At 70.4% G+C, this 15,760-nt stretch carries 16 protein-coding genes; 11 read left to right on the forward strand and 5 right to left on the reverse strand.

Annotation, left to right across the window (positions count from 1 at the left end; genetic code table 11):
• The first annotated feature begins 16 nt into the window (after positions 1–16).
• The 9 genes from ABE957_RS13825 to ABE957_RS13865 all read left to right on the forward strand — a co-directional run bounded on the left by ABE957_RS13825 (position 17) and on the right by ABE957_RS13865 (position 7,981).
• Positions 17–397 carry a sirohydrochlorin chelatase gene (locus tag ABE957_RS13825; RefSeq protein WP_349759266.1) on the forward strand — a complete coding sequence of 127 codons (381 nt, stop codon included), beginning with the start codon at positions 17–19 and terminating at the stop codon, positions 395–397.
• On the forward strand, positions 394–1,308 hold the full coding sequence (locus ABE957_RS13830) for a MerR family transcriptional regulator (RefSeq protein ID WP_349759267.1): 915 nt from the start codon (positions 394–396) through the stop codon (positions 1,306–1,308). Before ABE957_RS13825 ends, ABE957_RS13830 begins: the two co-directional genes overlap by 4 nt.
• 13 nt (positions 1,309–1,321) lie before the next feature.
• Positions 1,322–2,740: a deoxyribodipyrimidine photo-lyase gene (gene phrB / locus ABE957_RS13835; RefSeq protein WP_349759268.1), complete on the forward strand. Its 1,419-nt coding sequence runs from the start codon at positions 1,322–1,324 to the stop codon at positions 2,738–2,740.
• Positions 2,741–2,767: 27 nt separating this feature from the next.
• On the forward strand, positions 2,768–3,202 hold the full coding sequence (locus tag ABE957_RS13840; RefSeq protein ID WP_349759269.1) for a nuclear transport factor 2 family protein: 435 nt from the start codon (positions 2,768–2,770) through the stop codon (positions 3,200–3,202).
• A 25-nt stretch (positions 3,203–3,227) separates the two neighbouring features.
• Positions 3,228–4,022 (forward strand): SDR family NAD(P)-dependent oxidoreductase, encoded by a 795-nt coding sequence (locus ABE957_RS13845; RefSeq protein WP_349759270.1) that lies wholly within the window; start codon positions 3,228–3,230, stop codon positions 4,020–4,022.
• Positions 4,019–5,413: an NAD(P)/FAD-dependent oxidoreductase gene (locus ABE957_RS13850; protein WP_349759271.1), complete on the forward strand. Its 1,395-nt coding sequence runs from the start codon at positions 4,019–4,021 to the stop codon at positions 5,411–5,413. Before ABE957_RS13845 ends, ABE957_RS13850 begins: the two co-directional genes overlap by 4 nt.
• Entirely contained in the window at positions 5,410–6,189 is a 780-nt protein-coding gene (locus tag ABE957_RS13855; RefSeq protein WP_349759272.1) for a DUF1365 domain-containing protein, read from the forward strand. Before ABE957_RS13850 ends, ABE957_RS13855 begins: the two co-directional genes overlap by 4 nt.
• A 77-nt stretch (positions 6,190–6,266) precedes the next feature.
• Positions 6,267–7,454 (forward strand): class I SAM-dependent methyltransferase, encoded by a 1,188-nt coding sequence (locus ABE957_RS13860; protein WP_349759299.1) that lies wholly within the window; start codon positions 6,267–6,269, stop codon positions 7,452–7,454.
• On the forward strand, positions 7,451–7,981 hold the full coding sequence (locus ABE957_RS13865; RefSeq protein WP_349759273.1) for a DUF2878 domain-containing protein: 531 nt from the start codon (positions 7,451–7,453) through the stop codon (positions 7,979–7,981). Before ABE957_RS13860 ends, ABE957_RS13865 begins: the two co-directional genes overlap by 4 nt.
• Here ABE957_RS13865 and ABE957_RS13870 read toward each other — a convergent pair.
• Complete coding sequence (locus ABE957_RS13870) at positions 7,931–9,799, reverse strand: putative bifunctional diguanylate cyclase/phosphodiesterase (protein WP_349759274.1); 1,869 nt, start codon at positions 9,797–9,799, stop codon at positions 7,931–7,933. The genes ABE957_RS13865 and ABE957_RS13870 overlap by 51 nt on opposite strands.
• Before the next feature lie 329 nt (positions 9,800–10,128).
• Between ABE957_RS13870 and fabA the strand changes: the two genes are divergently transcribed.
• Both fabA and fabB read left to right on the forward strand, forming a co-directional pair.
• Positions 10,129–10,644, forward strand: coding sequence for a 3-hydroxyacyl-[acyl-carrier-protein] dehydratase FabA (gene fabA / locus ABE957_RS13875; RefSeq protein WP_089848204.1), 516 nt, complete (start codon positions 10,129–10,131; stop codon positions 10,642–10,644).
• 13 nt (positions 10,645–10,657) lie between these two features.
• Positions 10,658–11,875: a beta-ketoacyl-ACP synthase I gene (fabB, locus tag ABE957_RS13880; RefSeq protein ID WP_349759275.1), complete on the forward strand. Its 1,218-nt coding sequence runs from the start codon at positions 10,658–10,660 to the stop codon at positions 11,873–11,875.
• A gap of 114 nt (positions 11,876–11,989) precedes the next feature.
• On the opposite strand, the gene ABE957_RS13885 is transcribed toward fabB, so the two are convergent.
• From ABE957_RS13885 to ABE957_RS13900, 4 genes are all read right to left on the reverse strand, one after another.
• Positions 11,990–12,745, reverse strand: a complete 756-nt coding sequence (locus ABE957_RS13885; protein ID WP_349759276.1) for a lysophospholipid acyltransferase family protein — start codon at positions 12,743–12,745, stop codon at positions 11,990–11,992.
• Positions 12,742–13,617 (reverse strand): sugar nucleotide-binding protein, encoded by an 876-nt coding sequence (locus ABE957_RS13890; RefSeq protein WP_349759277.1) that lies wholly within the window; start codon positions 13,615–13,617, stop codon positions 12,742–12,744. Before ABE957_RS13890 ends, ABE957_RS13885 begins: the two co-directional genes overlap by 4 nt.
• Positions 13,618–13,641: 24 nt before the next feature.
• Positions 13,642–14,253, reverse strand: a complete 612-nt coding sequence (ssb, locus tag ABE957_RS13895) for a single-stranded DNA-binding protein (RefSeq protein ID WP_349759278.1) — start codon at positions 14,251–14,253, stop codon at positions 13,642–13,644.
• 80 nt (positions 14,254–14,333) lie between these two features.
• The gene (locus ABE957_RS13900; protein WP_349759279.1) at positions 14,334–15,728 is read right to left on the reverse strand and encodes an MFS transporter; all 1,395 of its coding nucleotides are present in this window, start codon (positions 15,726–15,728) and stop codon (positions 14,334–14,336) included.
• Positions 15,729–15,760 lie beyond the last annotated feature (32 nt).

The following is a 15,760-nucleotide window of genomic DNA, read 5'->3' on the forward strand; positions in this document are numbered from 1 at the left end:
GCGACTGGAGACTTCCATGTCCTACGCCCTGATCCTGCTCGCCCACGGCTCCAGCGACCCGAACTGGCGAGCCCCCTTCGAACACTTCGCCAAGGCCCTCACCGAGCGGCTGTCGACGCCGCTGCGCCTGGCCTACATGGAGCTCAGCGAGCCGTCGCTCGAGTCCACGGTGGCCGAGCTGGCCGAGGCCGGAATCGAGCGCGCCGAGATCCTGCCGCTGTTCTTCGCCGCCGGTCGTCACCTGCGGCGCGACGTGCCCGGCCAGGTCGAGGCGCTGACCGCCGCCCATCCGAGCCTCGAGCTGACCCTGCTGTCGCCGGTCGGCGAGCACCCGGCCTTCGTCGAAGCGCTGGCGGCGGTGGTCGCCGAGCAGGCGGGGGAGTCGGCACGCTCATGAACGACGAGGCACGGCGCCCGGCCGACACCCCGCTCTACCCGATCCGCGAAGTCTCCCGGCTGACCGGCGTGAACTCCGTGACCCTGCGCGCCTGGGAGCGTCGCTACGGGCTGATCCAGCCCCAGCGGACCCCCAAGGGACATCGTCTCTATGCCCGCGAGGACATCGAGCGCGTCGAGCGCATCCTGCAGTGGCTCAACCGCGGCGTGCCGGTCAGCCAGGTGCGCGAGCTGCTCGACCAGCCGGAGACGGCCGAGACCCCGGCGCCGGCGGCCGGCGACTGGCCGGGCCAGCGCCGCCAGCTGATCGGCGCCCTCCAGGCGCTCGACCTCGACCGCCTCGAGGCGCTGTTCAACCAGTCGCTGGCCCTCTACCCGGTGCCGATCTGCCTGGCCGAGCTGTGGCAGCCGGTGGTGCGCCAGCTCGAGGAGGGCTGGGGTGAGCAGCTGGGCGACATCCTGCAGCGCCGCACCCTGGAGGCCTTCCTGCGCACCCATATCGGCACCCGGCTGCTGCACGCCAACCGGCTCAGCGCCGGGCCGACGCTGCTCGTCGCCCCGCTGCCGGACGACCCCTCGCCGCTCTGGGTGCTGCTCGCAGCGCTGGCCGCCAGCGACCGCGGCTATCGCATCCGGCTCTTCGACGCCCCGCTGCCCTTCGGCGAGGTGCCGCTGGCGGTGGAGCGCTTCCAGGCCGCCGGCCTGCTGCTGGCCAGCGGCAAGGCCGAGAAGGCCGAGCTGATCCGCCGCCAGCTGCCGCGGCTGGCCGAGCAGCTCGAGGTGCCGCTGATGGCCTGCGGCCCCATGGCGCGCATCCGCGAGAGCGACCTGGAGGAGACCCGGGTCGAGCTGCTCGGCGACGATCTCGACGAGGCCATGCAGCGCCTCCAGGCCCGACTCCCCGCCCGCTGACCCGGAGCCGTCCATGCCCACTCCCGCGATCGTCTGGTTTCGCAGCGACCTGCGCCTCCACGACAACACCGCCCTGGCCGCGGCCGCTCGCCAGGGCCCCGTGATCGCCGTCTTCCTGCGCTGCCTGCCCCACTGGCAGCGCCACGGCCACGGCGCCAACAAGCTCGACTTCTGGAGCCGCGGCGTGGCCGCCCTGGGCGAGAGCCTGGCGGGCCTCGGCATCCCGCTGCTGCACCGCGACATCGACGACTTCAGCGAGGCCCCGGCCACCCTGCTCGCGATCGCCCGGGAGACGGGCGCCGGCGCCCTGCACTTCAATCTTGAGTACCCGCTGGACGAGCAGCGCCGCGACCGCGACGTGATCGCCGCCTTCCAGGAGGCGGGCATGGCAGCCACCGGCCACCACGACGCCGTGGCCTTCGCCCCCGGCGAGCTGCTCACCGGCAAGGGCGACTACTACGGGGTCTTCACTCCCTTCGCCAAGGCCTGGCATCGCCAGCTGAGCGCGGAGCGCCTCGCCCTGCATGACGCCCCCGCGCCCCAGGCACCGCTCGACATCGCCGCCGACCCGCTGCCCGCGCTCCCCGAACTGGACGACACCCCGATCGACGGGCGGATCTGGCCCGCCGGCGAAGGCCCTGCCGCCGATCGCCTGGAGCGCTTCCTGCGCTTTCGCGGCCGCCACTACCAGCGCCAGCGTGACTTCCCGGCGATCCGCGGCACCAGCGAGCTGTCGCCCTACCTGGCGCTGGGCATGATCTCCCACCGCCAGTGCCTGCAGGCGGTGCTCGCCGAGAACGACGGCGCCCTGGCCGAGGGCGATGCCGGACTCACGGCCTGGGTCAGCGAGCTGGTGTGGCGGGAGTTCTACCGCCACGTGGCCGTCGGCTTCCCGCGGGTCTGTCGCCATCGTGCCTTCCAGCAGCATACCGAGGCGCTCGCCTGGCGCGACGACGAGGCGGGCTTCGCCGCCTGGTGCGAGGGGCGCACCGGCTACCCCCTCGTCGATGCCGCCATGCGCCAGCTGGTAGCGACCGGTTGGATGCACAACCGGCTGCGCATGGTCACCGCCATGTTCCTCACCAAGCACCTGCTGATCGACTGGCGCCGCGGCGAGGCCTTCTTCCTGCGCCACCTGGTGGACGGCGAGTTCTGCGCCAACAACGGCGGCTGGCAATGGGCGGCCTCCACCGGCACCGACGCCGCGCCCTACTTTCGCATCTTCAACCCCACCACCCAGTCCACGCGCTTCGATCCCGACGGCACCTTCCTGGCGGAGTGGCTGCCGGCGCTGGCCGAGCTGCCGAAGAAGGCCCGCCACGCGCCCGCAAGCGACCTGCTCGGCGGAGTCGACTACCCGGCGCCCATCGTCGATCACCGGGCCGCCCGGGCACGCGCCCTCGAGGCCTTCAAGGCCCTGAAGACGGACTGATCATCCACTCACCGCGGGAGACCCTGGATGCACCCGACGGCGGATCTGGAGGCCTTCTGCGCCTTCTTCAATAAGCTTGACAAGACCTGTACAAATCAACTCAGCGAGGTATACACTGCGGAAGTGAGCTTCACCGACCCGCTGCACCACATCGAGGGCCTCGAGGCGCTCGAGGGGTACTTCCAGAACCTGTACGACAACGTGACATCGTGCCGTTTCACCTTCCACGAGCGGTGGCAGCAGGAAGAGACGGCCTTCGTCACCTGGACCATGCAGCTGGAGCACCCCAGGCTCGACGGGGGACGGCGCATCGAGGTCGAGGGCTGCTCACACCTGCGTTTCGCCCCGGATGGCCGGGTGGCCAGGCATCGCGACTACTTCGATGCGGGCGCCCTGCTCTACGAGCGGCTGCCCCTGCTGGGTGGCGTGATACGCCGGGTGAAGCGACAACTGGGCCAGTGACGGCCATTGACGACGGGGATAGCGCATGACCAACGCGAGCGACATACAGCGCATCTGGCTGACGGGGGCCACCTCGGGCATCGGTCGCGCCCTGGCCGAACGCCTGCTCGCGCAGGGCCACCGGGTGGCGCTGAGCGCGCGCAGCGAGTCGGCCCTGGCCGAGCTCTGCGAGGGCCATGACAATGCCCTGCCACTGCCCCTGGACGTGGCAGATCGCCAGGCCGTCGAGCGGGCCGGCGAGCGCCTGGCCGAGGCCTTCGGCGGCCTGGACCTGGCGATCCTCAATGCCGGCACCTGCGAGTACCTGGACGCTCGCGACTTCGAGGTCGACCTCGTCGAGCGGGTCTTCGCCCCCAACTTCTTCGGCACCGTCTACTGCGTCGATGCGGCCCTGCCGCTGCTGCGCCGGGCCCGCGCGGAGGGCGGCCATCCGCTGCTGGCCGCCACCTCCAGCGCCGCGGCCTACCTGCCGCTGCCCCGGGCCGAGGCCTACGGGGCCTCCAAGGCGGCGCTGAGCCACTTCATGGAGTCGCTGCGCCTGGACCTGGCGAGCGAGGGCATCGGGGTCAGCCTGATCCATCCCGGCTTCGTGAAGACGCCGCTCACCGACCGCAACGATTTCGACATGCCCATGCGCATCTCCACCGACGACGCCGCCGAGGCGATCCTCGAGGGCCTCGCGCGCCGCCGCCTGGACATCCACTTCCCGCGCCGCTTCACGCTGCTGGTGCGGCTGATGGGCATCCTGCCCCCCGGCCTGCGCTACCGCCTGGGCCTGCGCATGACCCGCCAGGATTCGCCCGTGGAGGCCCGCCGATGAACGCCCCGATCCGCCCCCCTCACGAGGCTTCTCAACGGAGCGCCGCCAGACGGGTTGACGCCCAACGGAGCGCCGCCCAACGCATCGCCGTGATCGGCAGCGGCATCGGCGGCATGGCGGCCGCCTGGTACCTGTCGAGCCGCCACGAGGTGACGCTCTTCGAAGCCAACGAGCGTCTCGGCGGCCACACCGCGACCATCGACGTCTCGCTCGAGGGCCGGGGCTATGCCATCGACACCGGCTTCATCGTCTTCAACGACTGGACCTACCCGCACTTCCAGCAGCTGCTGGGGCGCCTCGGTATCGCCGCCCAGCCCACCGAGATGAGCTTCTCGGTGCACGAGACGGCCCGTGACTTCGAGTACAACGGCCACACCCTGGCGAGCCTCTTCGCCCAGCGGGGCAACCTGCTGCGCCCGCGCTTCTACCGGCTGCTGCGCAACATCCTGCGCTTCAACCGCGAGGCGACCCAAGCGCTGGAGGAGGGCCGGCTCGACCCGGCCATGACGCTGGGCGCCTGGCTCGACGCCGGTGGCTACGACGCCGACTTCCAGCAGCGCTACTTGCTGCCCATGGGCGCGGCCATCTGGTCGGCCAGCATCCGCGACCTCCGCGACTTCCCGCTGCTGTTCTTCGTGCGATTCTTCCGCCATCACGGCCTGCTGTCGATCAACGACCGCCCCCAGTGGTACACCCTGATCGGCGGCTCGCGCGCCTACATCCCGGCCCTGACCGCCCCCTACGCCGAGCGCATTCGTCTCGCCACCCCGGTGCGCGGCATCCGCCGCCACGCCGACCGGGTCGAGGTGCAAAGCGACGGCGGCGTGGAGGTCTTCGATCAGGTGGTGCTGGCCTGCCATGCCGATCAGGCCCTGGCGCTGCTTGACGACCCGAGCGATGCCGAGCGCGAGATCCTCGGCGCCATGCCCTACCAGGACAACGAGGTGGTACTGCACACCGACACCCGCCTGCTGCCGCGTCGGCCGCGCGCCTGGGCCAGCTGGAACTACCGGCTCGACGGCCGCGGCGACGACGCCCGCGTCTCGGTTACCTACGACATGAACATCCTGCAGCGCCTCAGCGCGCCCCACACCTTCTGCGTGACGCTCAACGACAGCGACGCCATCGACCCCGCCAGGGTGCTGGGCCGTTTCACCTACGCCCACCCCCAGTTCACCCTGGCTGGCCAGGCGGCCCAGGCGCGCCACGACGAGATCTCGGGCCCCGTAGCGCGCACCCACTACTGCGGGGCCTACTGGCGCAACGGCTTCCACGAGGACGGCGTCTGGAGCGCCCTGCGGGTGGCCCGGAGCCTGGGCTGCGACGAGCAGGGCCCGGGCGCCGAGCGCCCCGCCACCCGGTCGAAGGCGGCCGAGGAGAGCCCGGCATGAGGCGAACACCGCGCTCGCGGATCTATCGCGGCAGCCTGCGCCATCGCCGCTTCCTGCCGCGTCCCCACGCCTTCGAGTACGGCTTGTGGATGGCCTGGCTCGACCTGGACGAGCTGCCCGAGCTGTTCGACGGCGTGCCCGCCTTCAGCGCGCGGCGGCCGGCCCTGGCGCGCTTTCGCCGCAAGGATTACCTCGGCCCCCACGATCGCCCGCTGAAGCAGGCCGTGCGCGAGGAGCTCGAGCGCCAGCTCGGCAGCGCCCCGGACGGTCGCATCTGCGTGCTGACCCAGCTGCGCACCCTGGGACTCGGCTTCAACCCGGTCTCGCTCTACTACGCCTTCGATGCCCGCGGCGAGCTGCGCGCCCTGCTCGGCGAGGTGAGCAATACACCCTGGGGCGAGCGCACCCGCTACGCCTGCGCCGTGGAGCCCCGGCGCCATGGCCACACGGCCGAGTTCGACAAGGCCATGCACGTCTCGCCCTTCAATCCCATGGACATGACCTATCGCTGGCGCTTCGATACGCCCGGCGAGTCGCTGTCGATGCACATGGAGAACTGGAAGGAGGGCGAGCGCCACTTCGACGCCACCCTGACCCTCGAGGGTCGCCCGGCGACCCGCGGCGTGCTGCTCGCCACCCTGGCGCGCCAGCCCTGGATGAGCCTGAAGACGCTGGCCGGCATCCACTTCGAGGCGCTGCGGCTGTGGCTGAAGCGCATCCCGGTCCATGACCACCCCGGACAAGACCACCCTTCCCGTGAGGAGAGCTCGCCGTGAACACGCTTCGCTCCGCCACCGCCCGTCCCCTGGCCGCCGAGGGTGATCGCCTGACTCGCTGGCTCAAGCCGCGGGTAATGGCCCAGCTCGACCGCCTGGAGGGCGGCACCATCATCCTGACCGACGGCCACCAGCGCCATCGCCTGGGCCAGGGCGGCGCGCTGCGCGTGACGCTGGTGGTCCGCCACCATCGCGCCTGGAAGCGCCTGGCCCTGGGCGGCACCGTGGGCGCCGCCGAGGCCTACATGGACGGCGACTGGGACGCCGACGACCCGGTGGCCCTGGTGCGGCTGTTCGCCGCCAATCTGGAGCGGGTCAACGGCGAGATGGAGAACGGCACCGCCCGACTCGGCCGCTGGCTGCTGGGCGGGCTCTACCGCCTGCAGCGCAACAGCCTGAGCGGTTCGAAGCGCAACATCGCCGCCCACTACGACATCGGCAACGCGCTGTTCTCGACCTTCCTCGACCGCGACCACCGCATGTACTCGAGCGCGGTCTTTCCCCACGCCGAGGCGAGCCTCGAGGAGGCCTCGACCCACAAGCTCGACCTGATGCTCGAGAAGCTCGACGTCCAGGCCCACCACCACCTGCTGGAGATCGGCACCGGCTGGGGCGGGCTCGCCATCCACGCGGCGAAGACGCGCGGCTGCCGGGTCACCACCACGACCATCTCCGCGGAGCAGCACGCCTTCACGGCAAAGCGCATCGAGGAGGAGGGGCTCGGCGATCGTATCACCCTGCTGCAGCAGGACTACCGCAAGCTCGAGGGGCGCTATGACCGACTGATCTCGGTGGAGATGATCGAGGCGGTGGGCCACCAGTACCTCGGCACCTACCTGGCGACGCTGGATCGCCTGCTCACCGAGGACGGCCAGGCGATGCTGCAGGCGATCACCATCCGCGACCAGCGCTACGAGGAGGCCAAGCGCGAGATGGACTTCATCAAGCGCTACATCTTCCCCGGCGGCTTCCTGCCCTCGCATCGCGCCATCCTCGACGGCGTGACCCGCTACACCTCGCTCAACCTGACCGACCTGGACGAGATCGGCCTGCACTACGCCCGCACCCTGCGCGAGTGGCGCCACCGCTTCGAGGCGAGCCTCGATACCGTGCGCAAGCTCGGCTACGACGAGCGCTTCATCCGCATGTGGCGCTACTACCTCTGCTACTGCGAGGGCGGCTTCATGGAGCGCAGCATCGGCACCTGCCAGCTGCTGCTGGCCAAGCCCGGCGCTCGGCCGGCGCCGCTGACGGGGGACCTGTGAGGCTCAACCTGCCCGACGGCGCCGGCCGGCTGCTTTACAACCTGGCCGCCTTCCAGGCGGGCTGGTTCGCCTGCGTGCTGGGCGGCTCGCTGATCGGGGGGCTCGTGGTGGCGCTGATCGTCACGCTGCACCTCGCCTGGCTGGGTCGCCCCGGGGAGTGGCGCTGGCTGGCGGCCTTCGCCGCGCTGGGGCTCGCCATCGACGGCACCCTGGCGCTGGCCGGCGGCTTCGCCTTTCCCGACGGCACGTTCGCCATCGCCGGCATGCCACCCTGGCTGTGGCTGCTCTGGCCGCTGTTCGCCACCCTGATCCACCACTCGCTGGCCTGGCTCTGGTCGCTCCCCTGGCTGGCCGCGCTCGGCGGCGCGACCAGCGGCCCACTCTCCTACTACGCCGGCGCCCGACTCGCCGGGGTCGAGCTGGCTCCCTGGCTGCTGCCCGTCGAGGCGATGGCCTGGGCGCTGATCTGCCTGACGCTAAGCCGTCGCCTCGGCCACGCGCTGGCCCTGGAGGAGCGCCCCCGCTGAGGCCTCGGCCTGCCATTCGGCCTCCAGCCGCGCCGCCGGCCGGGGCCTGGCATAGAGGAAGCCCTGCACCTCGGCGCAGCCCTGAGCCAGCAGGAAGTCGCGCTGCGCCTCGGTCTCCACGCCCTCCGCCACGACCGTAAGCCCCAGCCCCTCGGCCATGGCCAGCACGGCACAGACGATGGCAGCATCGGCGCGGTCGTCGGGCAACGCGCGGATGAAGGCGCGATCGAGCTTGAGCTTGTCCAGCGGCAGGTGCTTGAGGTAGCCCAGCGACGAGTAACCGGTGCCGAAGTCGTCGATGGCCACGCGATGGCCCTGGCCGCGCAGGCGCTCCAGCCGCGGGGCGACGTCACCGGCCCGCTCGTCGAGCAGCACCGATTCGGTCAGCTCAAGCCCCAGCCGCCGCGCCGGCACTCGATGCCGGGCGAGCCCGGAGGCGAGCGCCGTCTCCAGGTCGCCCTGGAACAGCTGCATGGCCGAGATGTTGATCCATACCACCGCCTCCGGCAGCCCCTTGCGCTGCCAGTGGGCCAGCTGGGCCAGCGCCTGGTCGATCACCCAGTCGCCGAGCGTCGACATCAGGCCGTGGCGTTCGGCCAGCGGGATGAAATCGCCGGGCGAGATCATGCCGTCCCGGGGGTGGCGCCAGCGCAGCAGGGCCTCCAGCCCGACCAGGCGGCCGTCCGCCAGCCGGTACTGCGGCTGGTAGTGCAGCTCCAGCTGACCGCCGACGGCCAGCGCCTGGCGCAGGTCGTTGAGCAGGCCCAGCTGTGGACTGCCCTGGACGTCGAGGGCGGGCCGGAAGCGCTGGCTGTGGTTGCGACCGTTGCGCTTGGCGCTGAACAGCGCCGATTCCAGCCGCTGGAAGAGCTCCCCGGACTGCCGGCCGTCCTCCGGGCAGCGACAGCTGCCGATGGTCAGCCCCAGGCGCAGGCTGTGCCGGTCGATCTCGAAGGGCTGCCCGAGATGCTCCTGCAGCCCCTTGATCCAATGGTCGTGGTCGTCGTGGGTCGTGATGCGGATCACCATGAACTCGTCGCCGCCCAGTCGCCCGACCACGCCCCCCGCCACGTGCCGGGCCAGCCGCTGACCGAAGCGCGCGAGCAGCCGATCCCCGAGCTCCACCCCGATGCCGTCGTTGATCTCCTTGAAGCCGTCGATGTCGATCAGCGCCATGTCGAGGTTCTCGCCCGCCCGCAGGTGACGAAGCCGCGAGCCTAGCAGGTCGTTCAGCCGCCGACGGTTGGGCAGGCCGGTCAGCGGGTCCTCGAAGCCGATGCGCTGCAGGTCCCGCTCGCGGGCCTTGTGGACGGAGATATCGGTGAACAGGCAGACGTGGTGGGTGATGCGCCCCCCCTCGTCCGCCACGACCCGGGCCCGCAGCCATTCGGGATACTCGTCGCCCTGCTTGCGCCGGCTCCAGATCTCCCCCTCCCAGCGGCCGGTGCTGTGCAGGACCTGCCAGTAGTGCTCGTAGAACGCCTTGTCGTGGCGCGGGGCCGACAGGGAGCTGGCGACGCGGCCGCGCACCTCTTCGAGGGTGTAGCCGGTGATGCGGGTGAACGACGGATTGACGGCCTGAATGCGGTTGGTGGCGTCGGTGATGATGACGCCCTCGTCCGAGAGCGAGAGCGCCTCCTCCCCCAGGCGTGAGCGCTGGTGCTCCAGGCGCACCTGGCGCCAGGCATCCAGCAGACCGAGCGCCACCAGCACGGCCGCGGCCAGGCGCAGCGGAATGCCGGGCAGCCAGATGCTGGCCGAGAAGGCCGAGAGGGCCATCCAGATCATCGGTCGGTTGAGAGAGAAGGCTGGCCACATGGGCGGACGCTCACTGGGTGGATGGAGTGACGCCGCGGCGCGCGCCGGGGCTTTGAAGGAGTTATCGGCCGTTCTGGCGGGAGCTGAACCCCTCCTCGACGGGCGATGCCCCCGGGCCGGCGGCGATCGCCACGCCTCCCTGCGGGCAAGCCCGCCGCGACGCGCCTCGCTCCTGGGCCGGCCGCGCGCGGCGCTGCCTCGGGCCCCGAGGCGGCCTGGCGACCCGCTCGGCGTGCATTCGTCGAGTGTGGACAGTAGACTAGGCACAGCCGCCCGGCGGCCTCAGGCCGCTTTCGGCAGACAATAATCCCGACACTCGGAACGATTCAGTGACCAAGCAACACTCCTTTGATCGCGAAGAACTGCTGGCCTGCTCGCGCGGCGAGCTGTTCGGTCCGGGCAATGCGCAATTGCCGGCCCCCAACATGCTGATGCTCGATCGCATCATGCACATCCACGAGGAAGGTGGGGATCACGGCAAGGGCGAGTTGATCGCCGAGCTGGATATCCGCCCCGACCTGTGGTTCTTCGACTGCCACTTCCCCGGAGATCCGGTGATGCCGGGCTGTCTGGGCCTGGATGCCATGTGGCAGCTGGTCGGCTTCTACCTGGGCTGGCTCGGCCACCCCGGTCGCGGCCGTGCCCTGGGCTGCGGCGAGGTCAAGTTCTCCGGCCAGATCCTGCCCGAGGCCGAGAAGGTCACCTACCGCATCAACATCAAGCGCATCATTACCCGGCGCCTGATCCTGGGCATTGCCGACGGCACCGTGTGCGTCGACGGCCGCGACATCTATCAGGCCAACGACCTTCGCGTCGGCCTGTTCACCTCCACCGCGAATTTCTGAACAGGAGGCTCCCATGCGACGAGTGGTAGTCACCGGCCTGGGCATCGTGTCCTGCCTGGGCAACGACGCACAGCAGGTTCTGGAAGCGCTCAGGAACGGGCGCTCGGGCATTCGCTTCAAGGAAGAGTATGCCGAGCGCGGCTTCCGCAGCCAGATAGCCGGCAGCGTCGACATCGACCTGGACACCCTGATCGACCGCAAGCTGCGCCGCTTCATGGGCGACGCCGCGGCCTACGCCTATGTCTCCATGGCCCAGGCCATCGAGGATGCCGGCCTCACGCCGGAGCAGGTCTCCAACGAGCGTACCGGCCTGATCGCCGGCTCCGGCGGCGCTTCCAGCGCCAACCAGGTCGAGGCCGCCGACGTCATGCGCGAGAAGGGCCTGCGCCGCGTGGGTCCCTACCGGGTCACGCGCACCATGGGCAGCACCGTCTCGGCCTGCCTGGCGACGCCGTTCAAGATCAAGGGCGTCAACTACTCGATCTCCTCGGCCTGCGCCACCTCGGCGCACTGCATCGGCAGCGCCGTCGAGCAGATCCAGCTGGGCAAGCAGGACGTGGTGTTCGCCGGCGGCGGCGAGGAAGAGCACTGGACCCTCTCCTGCCTGTTCGACGCCATGGGCGCGCTCTCGACTCAGTACAACGAGACGCCGGACAAGGCCTCGCGCCCCTATGACCAGGCCCGCGACGGCTTCGTCATCGCCGGCGGCGGCGGCATGCTGGTGCTCGAGGACCTGGAGCACGCCAAGGCCCGCGGCGCCAAGATCTACGCCGAGGTCGTCGGCTACGGCGCCACCTCCGACGGCTACGACATGGTCGCCCCGTCCGGCGAGGGCGCGGCGCGCTGCATGCGTCAGGCCATGGCCACGGTCGATGGCGACATCGACTACGTCAACACCCACGGCACCTCCACCCCGGTGGGCGATGTCGCGGAGCTGAAGGCGATCCGTGAGGTGTTTGGCGACCAGACTCCGGCGATGAGTTCGACCAAGTCGCTGACCGGTCACTCGCTGGGCGCCACCGGCGTGCAGGAGGCGATCTACTCGCTGCTGATGATGGAGAACGACTTCATCACCGCCTCGGCCAACATCGAGCACCTGGACGAGCAGGCGGCCGGCTTCGACATCGTCACCGAGCGCCGCGATGGCGTGACGGTCGATCGCGTGCTGTCCAACAGCTTCGGCTTCGGCGGCACCAACGCCTGCCTGGTGCTGGAGAAGTTCAAGGACTGAGCTCAGTCACTGATCCAGCGCGGCACATCGAACGACGCAAGAACGCAAGAAGGCGCCCCGAGGGGCGCCTTCTTGCGTTGCTAGGTGCGCTAGACACGCGGGTGCGAGCCCGGCTCAGGCCGGGCGCTTCACCGGCTCGGCGGCCGCCTCGGGCCGCGGCACCTCGGAGATCTCGGCCAGGCGCGCCTCGATCCAGGCCTCCGCCTCCGCCATCACCTCTTCCGCCGTGCGCCCCTCGGTCTCGATCGGCGGACCGACCTCCAGCGTCAGGCGTCCCGGCTTCTTGACCCAGTGGCGTCCCGGCCAGCGCTCCCCGGCGTTGTGAGCCACCGGCACCACCGGCATCCCGGCGCGACAGGCGATCACCGCGCCGCTCTTGTTGTAGCGCACGCGCGTCCCCGGCGAGACGCGGGTCCCCTCGGGGAAGATCAGCACCGAGAGCCCTTCCTCGAGGCGCGCCTTGCCCTGGGTGAGCACCTGCTTCATGGCCCGGGCGGGCCGCGAGCGGTCCAGGGCGATGGGGTGCAGCAGGCGCAGCGCCCAGCCGAAGATCGGGATGTTCAGCAGCTCGCGCTTGAGCACCGTGCAGACCGGCGGATGCAGCAGCTGCAGGTAGACCGTCTCCCACTCGGACTGGTGGTTGGAGAGGATCACGCAGGGGCCGTCCGGCAGGCGCTCGAAGCCGCGGAACTCGTAACGCACGCCGCAGATCAGGCGGAACCAGGCGATGATGAAGTGGTTATAGAGGTTGAGCAGCCGATAGCGGGACTGCAGCGGCAGGAAGGGAGCCGGGGGCAGGAAGAGCACCCCGCAGACCAGCATGGCCAGGACATAGCCGACGTAGAAGATCAGGCTGCGGATCACGTTCATTGCGGCGTGGACTCCTCGGCCCTGACCAGGCACCAGGCATCCAGCATGCGGCCGACCTCCAGGCGCCAGGGCTTCTGATGGACCCCGAACACGTCCAGCACCCGCCGGCAGTTCAGCACCCGGCGCAGCGGCTGGTCGTGGTGGTGATTGAGCGCCTTGGCAGTGCCCAGCGCGACCCGCTCGCCGCGCCCCTCGAGGCGCGTGTCGAGCTGGGTGCGCACCATCGAGACGAAGGTGTAGGCGCTCACCGGCTCGGTGCCGGCCAGGTGGTAGCTGCCCCAGGCGTCGGCGCCGCAGTGCTGCTGCTGGAGCATGCCGATCAGCGCCATGGCCACGGCATCCGCCGAGGTCGGACAGAAGATCACGTCGGACTCCGCGCGCACCTCGCCGCCCCCGATGAAGGTATCGAGCAGCTCGCCGAGCCAGGCATGACTGCCTTCCAGGGCGAACAGCGGCCCCAGGCGCACGATCAGATGGTGCGGCAGCTCGGCGCGGATGCGATCGCCGGTGCGCACCAGCCGTCGCAGGCCGTCGTCCCGGGGCTCGGGGATCACGTGCTCGTCGATGGGGACGTCGAAGCCGTCCTCGTAGAGCTGGTCGGAGACGCACCACACCAGCGGGATGTCCGCCTCGCGGCAGGTCTCCATGCAGGCCTCGACCGCCTCGGCGTGCGCCGTGACGGCCGCCGGCTCGGCGCTGAGCGGCCGGGACAGCGGCGGGATCACCAGCGCATCCGGGCGCAGCGTCTCGAGCCGCGCCGGCGTGGTCTGCAACGCCGGCTCGATGGTGAGCTCGGTGTCGCTGCGCCGGTTGGCCTCGCGAGCCATCGCCAGGCTCAGGCAGTGCCCGGCTTCCAGAATCAGCAGCTTCACGGCATCTCCTCGGCTAACGCCCGATCAGAACGGGATCTCGTCGTCGAAATCGTCGAAGCTGCCCGGATCCGGGGCGCCGTAGTTACCGCCCTGCTGGCCACCCTGCTGGGGAGGGGCCGGCTGCGGGGCCGGACGCTGGGGCTGACCGCCCCCGTACTGACCGCCCTGCTGAGGCGGCTGCTGGCCGCCGCCGAAGTTGCCGCCCTGCTGCGGGGGCTGGCCGCCATACTGGCCACCCTGCGGGGGACGACCGCCGCCCTGCTGCCCGCCGCCGAAGCCGCCGCCCTGGCCGCCGTCGCCGCGACCGTCGAGCATCTGCATGTCGTTGGCGACGATCTCGGTGCTGTACTTGTCCTGGCCGTTCTGGTCCTGCCACTTGCGGGTCTGCAGGCGGCCCTCGATGTAGACCTTGCTGCCCTTCTTGAGGTACTGCTGGGCGATCTCGGCGGTCTTGTTGAACAGCACGATCCGGTGCCACTCGGTGCGCTCCTGGCGCTGGCCGCTCTGGCGGTCCATCCAGGTGTCCGTGGTGGCCAGGTTGAGGTTGGCAACGGCGGTGCCGGAGGGCGTGAAGCGCACTTCCGGGTCCTGGCCGAGGTTGCCGATGAGGATGACCTTGTTGATGCCACGGGCCATGGGGAACTCCTTGCTGTCATGAAATGCGTTATACGGCGATCGAGCGGCACCCAGGGCGCCCTTTCCGGATCATACGCGGCTCAGCCGCCGCTGTGGGGATTACCGGACCCGGTGAGACGCGCCAGGGCCTGCTCGTCGAGGCGCTGCCGGTCGACCTTCAGGTAGGCCAGGCGCTCCTCGGGAACGACCAGCACGTCCTCTACCCCGGCCACGTCGGCGAAGCGCGCCATCAGCGTCTCCAGGGCGTCATCCTGTTCGTTGTCATCGAGCGCCACCACCTCGCTGGAAAGATGCCGAGGCGGCGTCATGCCGGCCATCGCTGCCAGCCAGGCCAGGCCCAGCAGGCCGCAGCCGATGAAGACCGCGGAGAGGCCCCACTGCTGGGCGAGCCAGCCGCCGAGCACGCCGCCGAGGAAGGCGCCCAGGAACTGGCTGGTGGAGTAGACGCCCATGGCGGTGCCCTTGGCGCCGGCCGGGGCCAGCTTGCTGAGCATCGAGGGCAACGTGGCCTCGAGCAGATTGAAGGCGATGAAGAACAGCAGCAGCCAGCCGAACAGCGCCCAGATCCCCTCGCCGAGGCCGGCCAGCCCGAACAGGCTCAGGGTGATGCCGGTGATCGCGGACAGGCACATGGTCTTCATGCGGCGCCGCTTCTCGGCGACGATCACCAGCGGCACCATGGCCACGAAGGCCAGCAGCATGACGCCGAGATAGGTCAGGCCGTGCTGCTCGACGGCGATCCCCGCCTCCACCAGCCGGAAGGGCACGGCGACGAAGATCGCCATCAGCACCAGGTGCAGGGCGAAGATCGAGAGATCCATGCGCCACAGGTCGCTGCGCGCGAGGATGCCGCGCAGCTGCTCGCGGTCCATGCCGACATCGCGGTGACGCACGCGGCGCGGCGCCGGCGGCACCAGCTTCCACAGCACGAAAAGCCCCAGCAGGGCCAGGGCGGCGGTAAACCAGAAGACGCCCGACAGGCCGTAATCCGCGGCGATCCAGGGCCCCAGCACCATGGCCACGGCGAAGGCCACGCCGATGGAGAGCCCGATGGTGGCCATGGCGGCGGTGCGCACCTCCTCGCGGGTCTGGTCGGCGAGCAGCGCCATGATGGCCGCCGCCACGGCACCGCTGCCCTGCAGGCAGCGCCCCAGGATCACCACGCCGATGGAGTCGGCCTGGGCGGCCACCAGGCTGCCGAGCATGAACAGTAGCAGGCCGACGGCGATCACCGGCTTGCGCCCCAGGCGGTCGGAGAGCAGTCCGAAGGGGATCTGCAGTATGGCCTGGGTGAGGCCGTAGATGCCCAGCGCCAGACCGACCAGCAGCGGCGTGGCCCCCGCGAGGTCGTCGGCATACAGGGCCAGCACCGGCAGCACCATGAACAGTCCGAGCATGCGCGTGGCGTAGAGCCCGGCCAGCCCGGTGATGGCTCGACGCTCGGTGGCTAACAGCAGTCCTGAGACCTTTCGCATAGCGATTCGATATTCCGTGGGCGGGCCCTGGG

It is taken from the genome of Halomonas pelophila, from assembly GCF_040196315.1.
Lineage (GTDB): Bacteria > Pseudomonadota > Gammaproteobacteria > Pseudomonadales > Halomonadaceae > Halomonas > Halomonas pelophila.